This is a genomic window from Asticcacaulis sp. P2_C5 (assembly GCF_056404555.1).
The window spans coordinates 1-20,126 of record NZ_JBFUDU010000009.1 but is presented as its reverse complement, the minus strand read 5'-3'; the positions used below and the strand labels follow the sequence as shown (position 1 = coordinate 20,126).

Below are 20,126 nucleotides of genomic sequence, written 5' to 3'. Positions count from 1 at the left end.
TGTGATTTTCGGGGCAAGAGTGTAGGCGAATGGGTAATTTGGCAAGTGACGGTGGATTATCCCGGAAACGCGTGATTAGGTGAAGTTTGTGGTTGGCAGGGCGAGAGTGTCACGTTAAAAGCCCGCTTCCCACTCAGACGGACAGATGGCCGAGTGGTTTAAGGCAGCGGTCTTGAAAACCGCCGTAGGTGGAAGCCTACCGTGAGTTCGAATCTCACTCTGTCCGCCAATTTCTCTAAAATTACAGATAGATATTTATGCCTTTCCTTAAAGGCATTGAATATGGCGCCGCAGTTAACTCTGAAATTCTGCAGCCTGTAAAAGGGGAAAGGGCGAACATGGTGTGTTCAGTGCAACTCTAGACAATTTGAAAGTTAGGCTTACAAAATAAGAAAGTAGTAAGTTCCTGATTCGCAACTCTTCCAATTAGTCCGCAGAGGCTTTAATGACCGTCAAGCTCAAAATCGATCTTTCCCAAGGCCAACTTGAGCTAGAGGGAAGCGACGACGCCGTCCTTAGGATCTACGAAGACTTCATGAGCAAAGTTGATGGGTTTGTGCAAAGCAGGGTTCCATTGACGGCTAGGGGCGAGGATATCACCAAACCGGTTCTCATTGAGACTGCAAATGAACCATCCACGAGCACGCCTGAGGCGGGTGGCTCTAAAAAGAAGAAGGCATCATCGGCTAAAAAGACTTCATATAGTAAAGTCGATGAAATCTATAAAGGGGAAAATGCTGTAAAGATTAAAGAATTTTATGAAAAATACGAGGCCAAGGGGCATTCTCAAAAGGCTGTTATATTTATTTATTGCATGCAAAATGAGCTGGATATAAAGGGCATAACCATAAATCACATATATACATGCTATCTTATCACAAATACTCAGACTCCAAAAATACTTCCGCAAGCAATACGTGATGCAAAGACAGCGCTAGATTATGATGATTGGAGCGATCTAAAGGTTACTTCAATAGGCGAGAACGCCGTCTTACACCAATATACTAAGAAGTAGGTATGGGCTCGATGACTTTGGAAGCATATGTAAATGCCGTGCCTAATTTTGACGTTTTAAGCGCGTCTCAAAAGATAGATTATTTCGCATACTACCTCATGGTGGAAGAAAAGGCCGAATCCTTTTCTCCGAGCCAGATTAGGAAGTGTTTTGATGGGGTTCACGCGCACCCTTACAGCAATATACCGGAATATCTCGGAAAAAAATCGGGCGGAAAAGGGTCGCCATTTATTAAGACGAAGGCCGGCTACAAGCTGGAGCGCTCCAGGCTACGGGAGATAGAAAAAGAGATCGGCACAGAACCACATGTGTCGGCCACCACGTCCAGTCTGAGGGGGCACATCAAGGAAGGGATGTCACCAACCGCTGAAGCATTTATTACTGAAGCGGTGTCATGTTACGAGCACAAGCTCTATAGGAGCGCTATTATTATGACCTGGCTTTTCGCTTTAGATTCAATATACGAATACGTCTTAGCGAGCAAATTGGCAGTGTTTAATACCTCTTATCACGCAGATGGATCTAACAAGAAGGCTTTGCAGATATCTTCGAAAGATGATTTCTCGGAGCTAAAAGAGTCAAAATTTATTGAATTGTGCCGAGCGTCTAACATTATAACTAACGACGTTAGGAAGATTTTAGATACAAAGCTTGGCATCCGAAATACTTGCGCTCACCCCTCGTCGGTCACAATATCTGATATGAAATGTGCCGAGTTTATCACCGACTTGCTCGACAATGTGACGGCCAAATATTTCGTTTAGGCCGTCAGGTGCTCCAAAGCAGGGTGCAGCGTGGGTTCAAGTGCAAAGCACTCCTGTCGGGTGCATGGTTTCCTGCAGAGGCTGGCCGCTAAGGTCCGATGGCGAAGTAAGGAAGGGAAGCTCCGGCCGAGCATCTGCGGTTAGGGGACTAGAGGGCGCGCTTATTTCTAATGCCCTACATTCGTTGTGGTGCAGCGCCGGACTTTCTCGGTAGGCGCAAACGCACCCGGTAAGCCTATGGCGTCGGCCGTGCAGCGGTGGCGGGCCTTGCGGGCGGACCTCGGCAACGGATTTATCAATTTCGTATAGGGCCTCCACGACGCCTCTATCCTGATATGGATGAGAGCGCGTAGCGTATGGATTAAAATATCTTAACCAAGATTTTTCTTATGGCGCTGTAGGATGCTTGCCAAGCAGGGCGGGAAAACGTCGCATGAGCCGTGAACAGCATCAAGATTCAGTTGTGGACGCAGTTCGCTCAGGCAACCAAAAGCGTGTCAGCTTTCTGATCCTGAGCCTTGTTTCTGCTATGGTTTTGACGGGATGCGCATCGACGTCGCAAGGCGTAAATCTGACGAAATTGGGTGGGCCAAAGGTCGCTGACACGGCACGCTATAACAACGGCAATATGCGGCCCTACAGCGTACGCGGTCACACCTATACGCCGAAAATCCCCGACCGTGGCGATGACGAGACCGGGCTGGCGTCCTGGTACGGACCGGAATCGGGCGGACGCACCGCCGATGGCGAGCGCTTCGACCCAGATGGTCTGTCTGCGGCGCATAAAACCTACCCTTTGCCCAGCATTGCCGAGGTAACTAATCTGGAAAACGGAAAAACACTCCGTGTACGGATTAATGACCGCGGCCCATTCACCGAAGGACGGATTATTGACCTGTCGCGCGGCGCCGCCAAGGTGCTAGGCGTGACGGGCACGTCGAAAGTCCGCGTGGTGTGGCTGGGGCCCGCCGACCCGATCAACGCATCAGCGCCGGTCTATATCGCACCCGCGGTTTCGGTACCCAACGGTGATGGGCAGGCGTATATCGTGCAACTGGGCGCATTTTCCGACAAAAACAACGCCAAACGCGTGCAGGATCAGATGGACGGTGCGCAGGTCGATCAGCGCAACGGACTCTATATAGTGTATCTCGGGCCCTATGAAGGCGCGGCTGCGGCCGAGACACATCGCCAGGATGCGATCGACGCCGGTTTCCCGGGCGCGATCTTGAAGAAAGCGCAGTAAAGTTACCCCACGCCCCTTCGCCAAGGCTTCGGGTCGCAGGCCGCCGGCTGCGCCGGCACCTCCCCACGCAAGTGCGCAGGGAGGAGGGAGATAGTCAGAAAAACGCTTGAGACATACCGTAAAAACGGTCTATTTCAGCGCGTGAGCCAGATATCCCAAAACAGAGGCCGGTTCATCGTCTTCGAAGGCGGTGAAGGGGCCGGAAAGTCCACCCAGGTCCAGGCGCTGGTTAAACGGTTGCGCGCCCATGGGCTGGAAGTCGTCCAGACCCGTGAACCCGGCGGATCGCCCGGCGCGGAATCGTTACGCGACCTGTTGGTGCGTGGCGAGGCCGGTCGCTGGTCGCCCATGTCCGAAAGCCTGATGATGTACGCGGCGCGTTGCGACCACCTGGAAAAGGTGATCCGGCCCGCCCTGGCGCGCGGCGCCTGGGTGGTGTGCGACCGTTTCGCCGATTCCTCGCGCGCCTATCAAGGCGCCGGCGGCGGCGTGGCGCCAGAATTTCTCGAGATGATCGACGCAGCCGTCGTCGCCGATACGCAACCCGACCTGGTCCTGGTGATGGATATGCCCGTCGAGGCCGGATTGCTTCGGGCGTCGTCGCGCGGCGATGCCGAGAATCGCTTCGAGTCCAAGGGGATGGCGTTTCATGAACGGCTGCGCCAGGGATTTCTAACGCGCGCCGCCCTGGTGCCCGAACGCTACCGCGTTCTGGACGCCGACCAGGCGATTGCGCCCTTGAGCGAAGCAATCTGGAACACCGTGACAACAGCCTTTGGCGAGTTGAAGGGATCATGAGCGAGCTGGTTCCGCCGCGCGAGAGTTTCGCCTTCGAAGGCGGAGAAGCGGCGGATGTCGCATTTCTTAACGCCTTCCAGCGCGACAAGCTGCACCATGCGTGGCTGCTATGTGGACCTCAGGGACTGGGCAAGGCCAGTTTCGCTTTTCGTTGCGCGCGATTTTTGATGGGCCATGAACGCGACGGTACCTACGGGCCGCTGGGTATGTCGCCCGAAGATCCCGATGTCCGACTTATCACCGCCCAATCCCATCCCGACCTGCTGGTGCTGGAACGCGAGATGGGCGACACCAAGCTGAAGAAGAATATCAGTGTCGATGCCGTGCGCGAGATCGGCGAGTTCTTTTCCAAGGCGCCATCGCGTTCGGCCTATCGCGTGTGCATTATCGACAGCGTTGACGACCTGAATATCAATTCCGCCAATGCCTTGCTGAAAATTCTTGAAGAGCCGCCTTACAAGGGCATCATCTTCCTGATCTCGCATTCACCGGGCAAATTGCTGGCGACCATCCGCTCACGGTGCCGGCGGCTGAACTTCCTGCCATGGACCGATCAGGCGGTGGCCGGCTTTGTGCGGCAGCGGATCGAGGTTGAGGACGACGCCCTGGCGCGGCTGGTGCGGTTGGCCCATGGAGCGCCCGGACGCGCGCTAAGCCTTATGGAAGAAGGGGCTCTGGAGATGGACGCCCTGGCTGGGCGGATGTTGGAACGGCCACCACCGCCACGTCCCGAGCTGATGCAGGCCGCGGCGCAGTTCAAGGCGTCGAATGCCAAGAACGACGGTGCTAAGAAATTCGCCACCTTCATGATGTGCCTGACCGATCGCCTACACGAACGTGCGCTAAGCGCGGAGACATCGCAAAAGGGCCAGTCTGTTGCACAGCTGTGGTCGAAACTGCAAAATGCGCCGGCGGAGGTCGAATCCGTCAATCTTGATCGCACTGATTATTTCTGGTCTGTTTACAATGATGTATCGGCCGTTAACTAAGGTTAATAGTGAGTTCTGATGGTTGATTGCCGATACATTGATTCCCACGTCAATTTGCACGCCCCGCAGTTCGATGAGGATCGCGCCGAGGTCATCGAACGCGCCCGGGCCGCTGGGGTCGACCTGATGATCAATATCTGCGACCGGGTATCGAACTTCGAAGCGGTCTACGGAATCGCGGCCACCCATGACGATATCTGGGCGACCGTCGGCACGCATCCGCACGAGTCGAAGGAGAACCCGGAACTGCGCGTCGACACTCTGCTGGAGCTGGCGCAACGGCCCAAGGTGGTCGGCATCGGCGAGTGCGGTCTCGATTTCCACTACGATCTAAGCCCGCGCGATGTGCAGGCGTGCGTCTTTCGCGTCCACGCCGACGCGGCACGGCAAAGCGGCCTGCCACTGGTCGTCCATACGCGTGAGGCGGACGACGTCATGCGCCAGATCCTGGAGGAGGAGATGGCGAAAGGCGCGTTCAAGCTGTTGCTGCATTGCTATACGTCAGGCCCTGAACTGGCGCGCGTTGCGGCGGAAATGGGTGCCTGGTTTTCAGTGTCGGGGATTGCCACCTTCCGCGCGGCCCAGGCGGTGCGCGACATCATCATGGACATGCCTGCGGACAAGATCATCATCGAGACCGATTGCCCTTACCTGGCGCCAATACCGATGCGCGGGCGGCGTTGCGAGCCGGCCTATGTGACCCATGTCTATGACAAGGTCGCTGAAATTCGCGGCTGGGATCTGGCCGAGACGCGGGCGCGGACGCATGATGCGCTGTTCAAACTGTTCGATCGGATTGCGCTGTGAAGACTTTGAGCGTCACGATCCTGGGTTCGGGCTGCTCGACGGGTGTGCCGCGGATCGACGGCTTTTGGGGCGCCTGCGATCCGAACGAGCCGAAAAACCGCCGGTCGCGCTGTTCGGCGTGGTTCTCGCTCTATGATAACGCAACGCCCGATCTGAACACATCGGTCCTCGTCGACACGTCGCCGGAACTGCGCGAACAGGCGGTACGCGCCAGGATGGGACATATAGACGCTATACTGTGGACGCATGACCACGCCGACCAGGTGCATGGCCTGGATGACATGCGCGCCTTTACCTTTGCGCGCAACCGGCCAATAGACGGCTACACGGATGCAGCCACACTCGCCACTCTTCGCCGGCGCTTCGATTACGTGTTTAGCGGTAAGTTCGGCTATCCCCCGGTGTGCATCGAACATGAAATCCCGTCGCACGGTACGCCATGGAGCGTTGAGGGGGAGGGTGGGACCATGCCCGTCGTTACTTTCGACCAGGTGCACGGCCCCATACACTCGGTCGGCTACCGTATCGGCGATGTCGCCTATTCGAGTGACGTATCGGATATCCCCGACGAAAGCTGGCCGGCACTTCAGGGGCTGAAACTGTGGATCGTCGACGCTATGCGCCGCAAGCCACACCCGACGCATGCCCACCTCGAAAAGACCCTTGGCTGGGTCGAGAAGATAAAGCCCGAGCGGACTATTCTGACCAATCTGCATCAGGATATGGACTATGCGACGCTGAAAGCCGAACTGCCCGACGGCGTCGAACCGGCCTACGACCAGATGCGCATAGAGGTGCCGCTTATTGGCGGAACAGGCTGAGCAGGATTTTCGGCGTTTCGTTGGCGATACTCAGCGACTGCGCCGACAGGGCCATCTTGGTCTGCTGGGCCTGCCAGTTGGCCGATTCCCTGGCCATGTCGGCGTCAACCATCTCGCCATAGCCTTTTTCGAAGGCATCGCTCATCTTTTCAGTCAGGGCCAGGGCGCGCTGCGCCGCCGACTGCTTGCCGGCAAAATAGGTGGCATAGGCCGAACTGACCGAGATGGCGTTATCGACGGCGGCGACGGCCTCGGATGGCGTTAGATTGGCCAGGTTATCGACGCTGAGCGAGGCGGCCGACATGGATTTGTGCGTGATGTTCAGCGTCGTGCCGTCGCTGTAGGCGGCAACGCGGGTTTTTTCCGGATCGGGCGTGAAGGTCAGCCACGGAATGTGAAAGCCCTTCGGGTTGATGATGCCTGAAGTCGTGGTGGCGATATTGTAGGTCATCGTCCGGCTGGATGTATCGTCATCATAGATATGCGAGATGACGGTGGAACCCGTGTAGGGTGACCCATATGTGTCGTTGGCGGTATAGGTCGAGCCGTCACCCCAGTCGATGCTGACATTGCTGGCCGTCACCTTGGCCAGGTCGAGCGCCACATCGAGGCGGCCCGATCCGGCGCCGACCGAATAGGTCGTCGTCGAGGTCCCGCTGGCGTGATAGCCGGAAAACGGCGCCGACCAGTTGTTGGGGCTGATGTTTGCGACCTCAAGCAAATTCTTGCCATTGAAGGTGCTGTTGCTGACGACCTGGTCGATCTGTTTGGCCAGCATGGCGACTTCGGTGTTGAGTGCGCTTACCGACACTGTGTCCAGAGATGTGTCGGACGCGGCCAGCGCCTTTTCCTTCATCTGGACCAGGATGTCGCTGATGCTGCTGACAGCGGACTGGGTGACATCGAGCAGGCTGATGGCGCGGAGCTGGTTCTGGCGACGGACGTTTTCACCGGCCAGATTGCTCTTGATCTGGGTCGCCATGGCGAAGGCGGCGCCGTCATCCTTGGCCGAATTGACCCGGCGACCGGTGCTGATCCTGGCCTGGGAGGCGGACATGGCTGAGCCCGCCGCGGCCATGGACCGCAGGGACGATGTCACACTCGAAGGCGTCAGGCTTAGGGTCAAGCCTCCTCGCGGGGTGAAAAGCTGAACGATAACGCGGTACTATCGCGAATCAGCCTAGCACACAGGCTTTAAATCCTGCTTAAGGCTTGCCTTGCCCATCCGGGGCTCGCCATAGCCTGTTGTCCCACGGTATGGGCCGGTAGGCGTGGCGTTTTTGCAGACGCTCACGCCAGAAGGCCGGATAGTCGGCGATGGTCTGGATCTCGGTGCCTTCGTGGTCGAACTTTAGGCCAAGGTCGAGATAGGTTTCGAGATTGCTGAGGTCGGGCTGGGGCAGGGCGTTGTCCTGATGGGCCTGCCACATGTCCTTGTAGAGGGTCTCGAGTTGACCGACCAGAAGCGGCATGTCGAACAGGATACTGCGCGCCCGATTGTCGGCCAGGCGGACTCGATAACCTTCGACCAATGTCCGGCTGCGGCCCAGGGCTACCGCCTGATCAATGAAGTCCTCGGCGCGTGTGCAGACCAGTTCAGGCAGGCCGGCTGAGCGGACCAGCGATCCGCAAACGCGCGAGGCAAAGGTGCGGCCGCTCAGCGTCAGGACCGGCACACCCATCCACAGGGCATCGGAACAGGTGGTGTGCGCGCCGTAGGGCGTCGTGTCGAGGAACAGGTCGGCTAAGGGGTAACGCGCCAGATGGTGCGGATTGGCCAGTTTCTGCGCGAAGATGATGCGGTCGGGCGAGATGCCCTTGGCCTCGGCATAGGCCTTGAGGCGGCCGTGCGAGGTTTCGGCGCCGCTGAGCAGCCACAAGACGCTGTCGGGCACGCGGGCCAGGATCTCCAACCAGCGATCGAAGGTGAACTTGGTGATCTTGTGCGTGCCGTTGAAGCAGCAAAAGACAAAGGCATCTTCCGGCAGACCGGCCTCAGCGCGCGTCGGTCTGTTTTCCGCAACCACACGGTTGCGGTTGTTGGGCTGGTAACAGGGCAGGCGGGTGACCGCCTCGGTGTAGTAGATTTCGTCACCTGGCGGGATGATCCAGTCGTCGGCGATGATATAGTTATGGTACGGGCTGCCCATACTGCCCGGGAAGCCCAGCCAGTTGACGATAACCGGGGCGGGGCGCAGAGCCAGCAGCTTGACGCGCCCGTCGCGGGTATAGCCATTGACGTCAACAAGGATCTGGATGCCGTCGTCGGCCATGCGGCGCGCCGCCGTGGCGTCGTCCATGCCGGTGATGTCGATAAAGTGGTCGGCATCCTCGCGGTAGTGGAGCTGGAACGGGTCCTTGGCCGCCGGAATACCGCAATAATAGGCGAAAACCTCGACCTTGCTGCGGTCGTGCAGCCCAAAAACGTCGTACATCAGGTGACCGATGGCGTGTTCGCGCAGGTCGGAGGACAGGTAGCCGATACGCAGCGGCTGGCCTTCCTTCCAGTTGTTGGCGGCCCAGTGACGGCCGATCATTTCGGACGCCGGCGGGCCGACATCGCGCAGATTGTAGTGGTAGCTGACAGCCAGCTGAAACATGGGGTCGTCGGTATAGGCGTCGATCGACAGGGGTGAGATGCCGCTGAGCAGATTGTCACGCGTCATGTTCTCGAAGGTGGTGATGATCGGCCAGGCACACTGGCGCTGGCGCAGGGCGATAAAGTGCTGCATGGCCTCGCGCTGATGCGGATCGACCTCGAGGCTGAGGCGCAAGGCGTGTTCGGCCGTCTCGTCCTGATGAGCTGCTTCCAGCACGCGCGCCGACTGGTTCAGCGCCATGGTCTTATGCTTCAGCGCCGAGCCGCTGAGCGTCCCCAGGCGATTGGCGAGATTGTTCCACGTCGTGACCGCCATGGCGGTATTGCCCATGGTTTCATAGACGCGGCCAAGATTGATATAGACGCTGTGAAAGTCCGGATTGACCTCCAGGCAGCGCTCCAGGACCTGGCGTGCGCCTTCAAGGTCACCTTCGTCGGTCAGTATGACGCCCTGGTTGAACAGCAGGGCGTAGAGGAGGGGCGTTTCCGGGTTCTGCGCGATGAAGGACTCGTACAGAGTCGCCGCCGCCCGGCCCTGGCGTGCCTGTTTGAGCTGCTCCGCCGCCTGGATAAGTTCCATGACGCTCATAGGCTGTTCATTTCGGGATTGCTCCTTCGGGGCCTGGTCCTGTTGGGGCTGATCCTCAACGCGTACGGCAGTTTGGGTCTTTGGCATGCTGTCCTCGATTCGCCTGGCGGAAACCTTATCGGGCGGGGCGCATTTGTAAAGGTTAACGGCTGGGTGGCCGGTCTCCAAGGTCGCAAATCGTTGCGCAGGCACATTTAATTTATCCCGCAAGTCGCTGATAAATTTAAAAAATAAAGTCAATCAAGGAACCTGTTGGGTACAACCCCGACTCATGGCACGGTTGCGCTCCAATCTGTTGCCCGCCGGAACTCCGGATGGGGCCGCGGAGCGTGACAGTATCGACATCAAGACGACCGGGGAGTTCCGCATCGTGAAAAAAATACTCGTGACCGGCGGTGCCGGCTTTCTCGGCTCCCATCTGTGCGAGCGTTTGCTGGACCGCGGTGACGACGTGATCTGCGCCGACAACTTCTTTACCGGACAGAGGTCGAACATCGTCCATCTGATGGGCCACCCCTATTTCGAAGTGCTGCGCCACGACGTTACGCAGCCGCTGTATGTCGAGGTCGACGAAATCTACAATCTGGCCTGTCCGGCGTCACCCATCCACTATCAGTTCGATCCGGTGCAGACGACCAAGACCAGTGTTTTGGGCGCCATCAACATGCTGGAACTGGCGCGACGCACCAAGGCCAAGATCCTGCAGGCCTCGACCAGTGAAATCTACGGCGATCCGGAAATCCATCCGCAGCCCGAAGACTACTGGGGCCGCGTCAATGTCGTCGGGCCGCGCGCCTGCTACGATGAGGGCAAGCGCTGCGCCGAGACGCTGTTCTTCGATTATTTCCGCCAGTACCGCTTGCAGATCAAGGTGGCGCGGATTTTCAACACCTATGGCCCGCGCATGCGTCCGGATGATGGCCGCGTGGTCAGCAACTTCATCGTCCAGGCGCTGGGTGGCGAACCCATCACCCTGTACGGCACGGGCGAGCAGACGCGCAGCTTCTGTTATGTCGACGATCTGATCGACGGCCTGATCCGGCTGATGGACACCGAAGACAATATTACCGGACCGATCAATATCGGCAATCCGTGCGAATTCTCGATGAAGGAACTGGCCGATCAGGTGATCGCCCAGATCGGCGGCAGCAGTGAAATCGTCCACCGGCCGTTGCCGCACGATGACCCGCGCCAACGCCAGCCCGACATCACCCGCGCCCGCGCCGTCCTGGGTTGGGAGCCGAAGGTGGCGCTCGCCGAGGGCCTGCAACGCACCATCGAATACTTCAAGTCCTTGCCGCACGAACAGCGGGGAGGGGGGATCAATCCCCGCATTATAGCAGCTCAGGCCCAAAGGGCCGGCGCTACGGTTAATTAAACGTTTACCTGATCAGCCGGAACATCGCCGTTAATTGATTCTCTGGGCTGGAACACAAAGGGGTTGAGTCGTGTCTGCAATTACAGGCCTGTCGGCTGCGCAAATATCGAAGCTAAGCAATACGTTCATTCAGAACCTGTCGACCACTCAGTTGCAGGAACTGAAAACGACTCAAGTCAGCGCGCTGTCGACGTCTGGGGTGGCCGTGCTCAGCACGACCCAGATCGGCGCGCTCAGTACAACCCAGCTCAAATCGCTGACGACCAGCCAGGTCAAGGCGCTTACGACCGACCAGATTGGTTTTCTGGCGACGGGCGCGCTGGCCTTCACCAGTTCGCAGCTCTCCGTCCTGCTGACCGCCCAGCTCGAAGCCCTGTCGACCACGGCGATTTCCAGCCTCGACACGACCCAGCTCAGCGGCCTGACCTCCGGTGAAATCAGCACCCTGACGACGACCCAGTTTGCTGCCCTGACATCCACCCAGGTTTCCAAGTTCTCGGCGGCGCAGATCCGCGGCCTGACGACGACGGAAATCGGCTCGCTCGACACAACGCAACTGAGCGGCCTGACGGCATCGCAACTGGGGGCCTTTACCTCGACCGCGGTTGGCGCCCTGACAACGACCAATGTTCTGGCTCTCACCAGCACTCAGGTCCAGGGCATCAGTACCAATGCCATTTCCAGCCTGACGACAACGCAGTTCGACGCCGTTTCGACCACCCTGCTGGGTGAACTGACGACGACGCAGTTGAAGTCGCTGTCGACGACCAATCTCAACAGCCTGACCACGACCGAAGTCGGTGCCCTGTCGACGACGACGATCAGCAACCTGACCACGGCGCAGATCGGCGGGTTGAATTCGACCAGCGTTTCCGGCCTGACGACCACCCAGGTCGGTGTGCTGAGCACGGCTCAGGTTGCCGCCTTCTCGACGGGGGCCCTGGCGGGCCTGTCGACGACCGATGTCGGCGCCCTGGCCGCCACGCAACTGGCGTCGCTGACCGCTGCCCAATTGGGCGCGCTGGACACCAACCAACTGACTACGCTCAGCAGCACCCAGGTCAATTCGCTGTCGACCACATCCTTCTCGGCGCTCAAGGCCGGTCAGGTGACGGGTTTGAACACCACTCAGGTCGCAGGCCTTGACGCCACCCGTCTCGGCGCGCTGAGCACGACCATTCTCGGCGCGCTCGATACGACTCAGTCCGAAGCCCTGACCTCGACCCAGGTCGCGCTGCTCAAGACGACGCAACTCAACGCCTTGAGCGCCACCACCTTTACCGATCTGTCGACAACCGATGTCCTGGCCCTGACCACGACCCAGGTCGCCGGGTTGAACGCGACCCAGGCGGAACGCCTGACCTCGACCCAGGTCGGTTCGCTCAGCACCACCCAGATCGCCAACCTGACCGCAACCAATCTCGCGACCTTCTCGACGACCGATCTCGGCACGCTGGACACCACCCAGATCGGCGCCCTGACCTCGGCCCAGGTTTCGCGCCTGAACACGGCCCAACTGACCAACCTGACCTCGACGCAGTTCGCCGCCATCAGCTCGACGGCCATTGCCGGCCTGGTCGCCACGCAGGTCAGCAGCATCCCGACAGCCTCGATTTCAGCTCTGTCGACCACCAGCCTGAATGCCCTGACGGCTTCGGCGCTGGGCGCGGTAACCTCGACCCAGGTTGCCAATCTTAGCACGACGCAACTGTCGGGCCTGACGGCGACCAAGTTCGCCAGCCTGTCGACCACAGCGCTCGGCGGCCTGACCACGACCGACGTCGACAACCTGACGACGACCCAGGTCCAGGCGCTGAGCTCGGCCCAGATCACCGCCCTGGGCGCCACCAATCTCGCCGAACTGACGAGCACGACGCTGGATGCCCTGAGCACCACACAACTGGGCGGCGTGAGCGCAGCGGAGTTGACGGCCTTGTCCTCGACCCAGGTCGGATCGCTGTCCTCGACCCAGTTGAACGCCCTGACGACGGCGGCCATCGCCGCCATCGACAACACCAAGGCCTCGGCCATCAGCAGCACGGAACTGTCCGGCCTGGCCGTGACGCGTATTGCTTCGCTCAGCACAGGCGCCATTACCGGCCTGACCACGACCGCGCTTAGTGGCCTGACCTCGACCCAGGCGCTCGGCTTGACCTCGGGCCAGGTCAGCAATCTGTCGACGACGCAACTGGTGTCGCTGTCGACCGATCAGTTGAACAAGCTGACGACGGCGGCCGTCGCCGGCATCAACGCGACCCTGGCCGCATCCTTGACCACGACCCAGGTTTCGGGCCTGGCCTCGACCATCCTGAGCGCCCTGTCCACGGCCGCGACCGCGGCACTCGACTCGACACAAGTCGCTGTGCTGACCACGACCCAGGTCCAGTCGCTGAAGACAACCCAATTGAACGCCCTGACCTCGACGGCGGTCGGCGGCTTCACCACGACCGAGCTCGATGCCCTGACGACGACGCAGATTTCCGGCCTGTCGACGGCGCAAATCGGTAATCTCGACACCACCAATGTCGCCAATCTCGAAACGACCCAACTGGCCGCCTTGACCGGTACGCAGTTGGGTTCGCTGACCACGACGCAGCTTGGCACCTTCACCAGCACGCAGTTCAACGCCCTGTCGTCGGCTTCGCTGGCTTCACTGAAGAGCACCCAGGTCACTGGCCTGACGACAACGCAAGTCGGTAATCTTGACGCCACCCGTCTCGGCGCACTCAGCACGACCATTCTCGGCGCGCTGGATACCACCCAGTCCGAAGCCCTGACCTCGACCCAGGTCGCGCTGCTCAAGACGACGCAGTTGAATGCGCTGAGTGCCACCACCTTTACCGATCTGTCGACGACCGATGTCGCCGCCTTTACAACGGCGCAGGTCGCTGGCTTGACCGCCACCCAGGCAGAGCGCCTGACCTCCGACCAGGTTGGCGCGCTTGAGACGACGCAGATCGCCAACCTGACCGCCACAAATCTGGCGACCTTCTCGACGACCGATCTCGGCACATTGAACACGACCCAAATCGGTGCCCTGACCTCGGCCCAGGTTTCGCGCCTGAACACGGCCCAACTGACCAACCTGACCTCGACGCAGTTCGCCGCCATCAGCTCGACCGCCATTGCCGGCCTGGTCGCCACCCAAATCGCCGGTGTGCCAACAGCTTCGCTCGCGGCCTTGTCGACGACCAATCTGAATGCCCTGACGGCCTCGGCCCTGGGCGGCGTGACCTCGACCCAGGTGGCAAATCTGAGCACGACGCAACTGTCGGGCCTGACGGCGACCAAGTTCGCCAGCCTGTCGACCACAGCGCTCGGCGGCCTGACTACGACTGATGTCGACAACCTGACCACGACCCAGGTCCAGGCCCTGAGCTCGGCGCAAATCACCGCCCTGGGCGCCACAAACCTTGCTGAACTGACGAGCACAACGCTGGATGCCCTGAGCACGACGCAACTGGGCGGCGTGAGCGCGGCGGAGTTGACGGCCTTGTCCTCGACCCAGGTCGGATCGCTGTCCTCGACGCAGTTGAATGCCCTGACGACGGCGGCCATCGCTGCCATCGACAACACCAAGGCCTCGGCGATCAGCAGCACCGAACTGTCCGGCCTAGCCGTGACGCGGATTGCGTCGCTCAGCACCGGCGCCATCACCGGCCTGACGACAACGGCCCTGACCGGCCTGACCTCGACCCAGGCGCTCGGCCTGACATCGGGCCAGGTCAGCAATCTGAGCACGACGCAACTGGTGTCGCTGTCGACCGACCAACTGAACAAGCTGACCACGGCCGCTGTCGCCGGCATCAACGCCACCCTGGCCGCATCCTTGACCACGACCCAGGTTTCGGGCCTGGCCGCGACCATACTGAGCGCGCTGTCTACGGCCGCGACCGCTGCACTCGACTCGACACAAGTCGCCGTGCTGACCACGACCCAGATCCAGTCGCTGAAGACAACCCAATTGAACGCCCTGACCTCGACGGCGGTCGGTGGCTTCACCACGACCGAACTCGACGCCCTGACGACGACGCAGATTTCCGGCCTGTCGACGGCGCAAATCGGTAATCTCGACACCACCAATGTCGCCAATCTCGAAACGACCCAGTTGGCGGCCCTTACCGGCACGCAGCTGGGTTCGCTGACGACGACGCAGCTTGGCACCTTTACCAGCACGCAGTTCAATGCCCTGTCGTCAGCTTCTCTGGCCTCGTTGAAGAGCACCCAGGTCACCGGCCTGACGACAACGCAAGTCGGTAATCTCGATGCGACACGTCTGGGCGCGCTGAGCACGACCATCTTGGGGGCGCTCGACACCACCCAGTCCGAAGCCCTGACCTCGACCCAGGTCGCTCTGCTCAAGACGACGCAGTTGAATGCGCTCAGCGCCACCACCTTTACCGACCTGTCGACGACCGATGTCGCCGCCTTTACAACGGCACAGGTCGCCGGCTTGACCGCCACCCAGGCCGAGCGCCTGACCTCCGACCAGGTTGGCGCGCTTGACACCACACAGATATCCAACCTGACCGCCACGAACCTGGCGACCTTCTCGACGACCGATCTCGGCACATTAAACACGACCCAGATCGGCGCCCTGACCTCGGCTCAGGTTTCGCGACTGAACACGGCCCAACTGACCAATCTGACCTCGACACAGTTCGCCGCCATCAGCTCGACCGCCATTGCCGGTCTGGTCGCCACGCAAATCGCCGGTGTGCCAACTGCTTCGCTCGCGGCCTTGTCGACGACCAGTCTGAATGCCCTGACGGCCTCGGCCCTGGGCGGTGTGACCTCGACCCAGGTCGCCAATCTGAGCACGACGCAACTGTCGGGCCTGACCGCCACCAAGTTCGCCAGCCTGTCGACCACAGCCCTGGGCGGCCTGACCACAACCGACGTCGACAACCTGACCACGACCCAGGTCCAGGCGCTGAGTTCGGCGCAGATCACGGCGCTGGGCGCGACCAACCTGGCGGAACTGACCACAACGACGCTCAGTTCCTTGAGCACCACGCAGTTGGGCGGCGTCAGCGCCACTGAACTGACGGCTCTGTCATCCACCCAGATCGGCTCGCTGTCCTCGACTCAGTTGAACGCCCTGACGACGGCCGCCATCGGCGCCATCGACAATGACAAGGCGTCGGCGATCAGCAGTACGGAACTGTCCGGCCTAGCCGTGACGCGGATTGCGTCGCTCAGCACCGGCGCCATCACCGGCCTGACGACAACGGCCCTGACCGGCCTGACCTCGACCCAAGCCCTGGGCCTGACCTCCAGCCACGTCGCCAACCTGTCGACGACGCAACTGGTGTCGCTGTCGACCGACCAGTTGAACAAGCTGACCACGGCAGCCGTCGCCGGCATCAACGCCACCCTGGCTGGCGCCCTGACGACGACCCAGGTCTCGGGCCTGGCCTCGACGGTCCTGAGTTCACTGTCCAACACAGCGGTAGCGGCGTTGGACGCCACTCAGATCGCGACCCTGAACACGACCCAGGTCCAGTCGCTGAAGACTGCGCAACTGAATGCCATCTCCGGCACGACCTTCGACGGTCTCAGCACGACGGAACTGGACGCCTTGACCACGACCCAGATCGCCGGCCTGTCGACGACACAGTTGGGCAATTTCGATACGACGGACATCGCCAATCTCGAAACGACGCAGCTGGCGGCCTTGACCGGTACGCAACTCGGCGCGCTTGATACGACCCAATTGACGACCTTGACCAGCACGCAGGTCAATTCGCTCTCCGCAACCGCGTTTGCGGCGCTGAAGAGCACGCAGGTGGCGGGCCTGAATACGACCCAGGTCGCAGGCCTCGATGCGACACGTTTGGGCGCACTCAGCACGACCGTCCTTGGCGCACTCGACACGACCCAGTCCGAAGCCCTGACCTCCACCCAGGTCGCGCTGCTCAAGACGACACAACTCAACGCGCTCAGCGCCACGACCTTTACCGACCTGTCGACAACCGATATCGCCGCCTTCACGACGGCTCAGGTCGCCGGCTTGACCGCTACCCAGGCCGAGCGTCTGACTTCCGACCAGGTTGGTGCGCTTGACACGACGCAGATATCCAACCTGACAGCGACCAACCTGGCGACCTTCTCGACGACCGATCTCGGCACGTTGAATACCACCCAGATCGGCGCCCTGACATCGGCTCAGGTTTCGCGGCTGAACACGGCGCAACTGACCAATCTGACCTCGACACAGTTCGCCGCCATCAGTTCTACTGCCATAGCCGGCCTGGTAGCGACGCAGGTCGCCAGTGTGCCGACGGCCTCGATAACGGCGCTGTCCACGACCAGCCTGAATGCCCTGACGGCTGCGGCCCTGGGAGGGGTGACCTCGACCCAGGTCGCCAATCTGACAACGACGCAACTGTCGGGCTTGACCGCTACCAAGTTCGCCAGCCTGTCCACAGGAGCGCTGGGTGGCCTGACGACGACCGATGTCGACGCCCTGACCACGACCCAGGTCCAGGCCCTGAGCTCGGCGCAAATTACAGCTCTCGGCGCCACAAACCTCGCCGAACTGACAACCTCGACGCTCAGTGCGCTCAGCACCACGCAATTGGGAGGCGTCAGCGCCGCCGAACTGACGGCTCTGTCCTCGACCCAGGTCGGCGCCTTCTCCTCGGCGCAGTTGAACGCCCTGACGACGGCCGCCATTGCCGCCATTGACAATGACCAGGCCTCGGCGATCAGCAGTACGGAACTGTCGGGCCTTGCCACGACGCGCATCGCGGCGTTGAGTACGACAGCCATAACCGGCCTGACGACGACGACCCTGACCGGATTGAGCTCGACCCAGGCCACCGGCCTGACTTCGACCCAGGTCGGAACACTGGACACCACGCAACTGGTGTCGCTGTCGACCGATCAGTTGAACAAGCTGACCACGGCAGCCGTCGCCGGCATCAACGCCACCCTGTCCGGCGCCCTGACCACGACCCAGGTATCTGGTCTGGCCGCCACCGTACTGGGCGCCCTGTCGACCGGAGCCGTAGCGGCTCTGGACCAGACGCAGATCGCTACCCTGAACACGACCCAGGTCCAGGCCTTCAAGACGGCGCAGCTCAACGCGCTGACCTCGACCACACTGGGCGGATTGACGACGACCGAGGTCGGTTCGTTTACCACCAGCCAGATCGCCGGACTGTCGACGACGCAGGTCAGCAACCTGACGGAAACCCAGTTCGCGGCCTTCAGTTCGACCCAGATCAGCAGCCTGACCACGCAAGGCGTCACGGCGCTCGACTCCGACAAGCTGGCGGCCCTGACCACGACGCAACTGTCGGGCCTGGGCGCCATCCAGATCCGCAGCCTGACCAGCACGGCATTTACGGGCCTCGATACGACCCAGATCGCCGGATTGTCGGGAGGGCAGGTGGCCGGGATCACGGCTTCCGACCTGATCGCCATCACGACAACACAGCTTGGGGCCCTGACCTCCACCCAGGTCGGTTCGATTGCCACAGGCAGCCTGTCGTCGCTGACTTCCACCGTATTGGGCGATCTGACAACCACGCAGTTGGGCGGCCTGACGGTCACCCAGGTCGGGGTACTGACCACGACCGCCCTGGATGGACTGGATTCGACTGACGTCTCAGAATTGAGCACCACGCAACTGACGGGACTGAAGACAACCCAACTGGCAGCACTCGGAACGGATCAGATATCGGGCTTCGACTCGACGCAGTTCGGTTCGCTGGCGTCAACCCAATTGGCCAGCCTGACGGCCACCCAGGCCGCCAGCCTGACAACGACCCAGGTCGATGGGCTGTCGACGACGAAACTGGCTGGGCTCAACACGACGGTTGTGGCCGGATTGTCGACCACGGTCATTGCCGGACTGGATACGACCCAGATGGGCGTGCTGACCTCGACCGAGGTCAAGGCCTTGTCGACGACCCAGGTGGTCCAGTTCAACTCGACGCAGCTCGGCGCGCTGACGACCCTGGCCATAGCCGGCCTGACGTCGTCGGATATCGCCGCAATCGATACGACCCAGCTCGATGGTTTGAATTCGACCCAGATCGGCTCACTGACGACGACGGCTTTCTCGGGCCTGACGACGACGCAGATTGCAAATCTGAGCACGACGCAGATCACCGGCATCACGCCGGACCAGCTGGCGACGTTCACCCAGGCGCAAAACGAAGCCTTTACCGACACCGGCCAGCTCTATCTCTAAAGAAGAGCTCTTCCTGGTCACTGAAAAGGCCAAAGAAAAGGGATGTACCGTCGCCGGTGCATCCCTTTTTCTTTGTCACGTTCGGATTTCGTGTCGAGAATTATGTGAAATTTTAATTTCCACATAAAATACAGTAGCTTACCTAAATTTGTTAACAAATTCTCAGGGCAGGGGGTGCATGCTTGATTTTTGGGACTCAGTCGTAATCAAGCGGAACGCCGCCATAATAGGTCTGGCTGGCCGTGTCTTGTTTGGCGGTGAACATAGACTGATCCACTATGGCGATTCCGGCCAGGAAGGTTACAAACGCCAGGACGAACGCAATGCCGCTCAGCAGATTGATAAGGCTGCGACGATCGACGCCGGACCGAACGCCGGTCCAGTCGGCGGTCAGGAAGCGCGCGCCGAGACGACGGGCATGAAAGGTCAGTTCGCCGAACGTATCGGTGGTCGGCTGGAAATGTGTCGCAGACTTGGCCATGGTCGAAATTCCCGAGAAGCTGTTACAGATACGCCGGTTGCGGCGCTGAAGATCAATCTACGGCACTGAACGTAAAAGGTATGTGGCGAAGCCCGGTGGCCTGAGTAAGGAACGCGTAAGCCAAGACGGTTTTCAGGCGCTAACCATACACATAATTTCCCATAATATCTATTATGCGAGAAAGCTATGTAGCCGCCATTTAGTAATGTCGCACCCGTGCCAGTTAGAGATGGCACCCTCCTGCATTTTCGTGGGAGGCCCTCTAAGTGACGTTACATATCATGAGCGACAAAGAGCTGGCGCGGCTTGAAGTCCTGCGCGATCTGACGAACGGCCGACTGACGGTATTGGCGGCTGCCGAGCTTCTGGGATTGGAGCGGCGGCAGGTCCAGCGTTTGGTCAAGGCCTATCAGGACCAAGGCGCAACCGCCCTCAT

General features: G+C 60.2%; 13 protein-coding genes and 1 tRNA gene. 11 read left to right on the top strand and 3 right to left on the bottom strand.

What is annotated here, in order from left to right; genetic code table 11:
• Window positions 1–139 precede the first annotated feature (139 nt).
• The 8 genes from AC1DXO_RS16285 (at window position 140) to AC1DXO_RS16250 (ending at window position 6,440) form a co-directional block, all read left to right on the top strand.
• Window positions 140–229, top strand: a tRNA-Ser gene (locus AC1DXO_RS16285).
• Between the two features lie 216 nt (window positions 230–445).
• Complete coding sequence (locus AC1DXO_RS16280) at window positions 446–1,015, top strand: hypothetical protein (protein WP_476979229.1); 570 nt, start codon at window positions 446–448, stop codon at window positions 1,013–1,015.
• A 2-nt stretch (window positions 1,016–1,017) separates the two neighbouring features.
• Complete coding sequence (locus AC1DXO_RS16275) at window positions 1,018–1,779, top strand: hypothetical protein (RefSeq protein ID WP_476979228.1); 762 nt, start codon at window positions 1,018–1,020, stop codon at window positions 1,777–1,779.
• A gap of 433 nt (window positions 1,780–2,212) precedes the next feature.
• Complete coding sequence (locus AC1DXO_RS16270) at window positions 2,213–3,025, top strand: septal ring lytic transglycosylase RlpA family protein (protein ID WP_476979227.1); 813 nt, start codon at window positions 2,213–2,215, stop codon at window positions 3,023–3,025.
• A gap of 141 nt (window positions 3,026–3,166) precedes the next feature.
• Window positions 3,167–3,823, top strand: a complete 657-nt coding sequence (gene tmk, locus AC1DXO_RS16265) for a dTMP kinase (protein ID WP_476979226.1) — start codon at window positions 3,167–3,169, stop codon at window positions 3,821–3,823.
• The gene (locus AC1DXO_RS16260) at window positions 3,820–4,812 is read left to right on the top strand and encodes a DNA polymerase III subunit delta' (RefSeq protein ID WP_476979225.1); all 993 of its coding nucleotides are present in this window, start codon (window positions 3,820–3,822) and stop codon (window positions 4,810–4,812) included. Before tmk ends, AC1DXO_RS16260 begins: the two co-directional genes overlap by 4 nt.
• A gap of 18 nt (window positions 4,813–4,830) precedes the next feature.
• Window positions 4,831–5,619: a TatD family hydrolase gene (locus AC1DXO_RS16255; RefSeq protein ID WP_476979224.1), complete on the top strand. Its 789-nt coding sequence runs from the start codon at window positions 4,831–4,833 to the stop codon at window positions 5,617–5,619.
• The gene (locus tag AC1DXO_RS16250; RefSeq protein WP_476979223.1) at window positions 5,616–6,440 is read left to right on the top strand and encodes an MBL fold metallo-hydrolase; all 825 of its coding nucleotides are present in this window, start codon (window positions 5,616–5,618) and stop codon (window positions 6,438–6,440) included. The genes AC1DXO_RS16255 and AC1DXO_RS16250 overlap by 4 nt, the downstream gene beginning before the upstream one ends.
• On the opposite strand, the gene AC1DXO_RS16245 is transcribed toward AC1DXO_RS16250, so the two are convergent.
• Together AC1DXO_RS16245 and AC1DXO_RS16240 are read right to left on the bottom strand one after the other, a co-directional pair.
• Window positions 6,421–7,497, bottom strand: a complete 1,077-nt coding sequence (locus AC1DXO_RS16245; protein ID WP_476979222.1) for a flagellin N-terminal helical domain-containing protein — start codon at window positions 7,495–7,497, stop codon at window positions 6,421–6,423. The two genes, AC1DXO_RS16250 and AC1DXO_RS16245, sit on opposite strands and share 20 nt — an antisense overlap.
• A 148-nt stretch (window positions 7,498–7,645) precedes the next feature.
• Window positions 7,646–9,628: an O-linked N-acetylglucosamine transferase, SPINDLY family protein gene (locus AC1DXO_RS16240; RefSeq protein ID WP_476979221.1), complete on the bottom strand. Its 1,983-nt coding sequence runs from the start codon at window positions 9,626–9,628 to the stop codon at window positions 7,646–7,648.
• A gap of 370 nt (window positions 9,629–9,998) precedes the next feature.
• Between AC1DXO_RS16240 and AC1DXO_RS16235 the strand changes: the two genes are divergently transcribed.
• Window positions 9,999–11,006 (top strand): UDP-glucuronic acid decarboxylase family protein, encoded by a 1,008-nt coding sequence (locus AC1DXO_RS16235; protein WP_476979220.1) that lies wholly within the window; start codon window positions 9,999–10,001, stop codon window positions 11,004–11,006.
• Between the two features lie 70 nt (window positions 11,007–11,076).
• Window positions 11,077–19,209: a beta strand repeat-containing protein gene (locus tag AC1DXO_RS16230; protein WP_476979219.1), complete on the top strand. Its 8,133-nt coding sequence runs from the start codon at window positions 11,077–11,079 to the stop codon at window positions 19,207–19,209.
• Window positions 19,210–19,405: 196 nt separating this feature from the next.
• Here the strand turns inward: AC1DXO_RS16230 and AC1DXO_RS16225 are convergent, their stop codons facing one another.
• Window positions 19,406–19,690 carry a hypothetical protein gene (locus tag AC1DXO_RS16225; protein ID WP_476979218.1) on the bottom strand — a complete coding sequence of 95 codons (285 nt, stop codon included), beginning with the start codon at window positions 19,688–19,690 and terminating at the stop codon, window positions 19,406–19,408.
• 281 nt (window positions 19,691–19,971) lie between these two features.
• Between AC1DXO_RS16225 and AC1DXO_RS16220 the strand changes: the two genes are divergently transcribed.
• A partial coding sequence (locus AC1DXO_RS16220; protein WP_476979456.1) for a helix-turn-helix domain-containing protein occupies window positions 19,972–20,126 on the top strand: 155 nt, incomplete at its 3' end.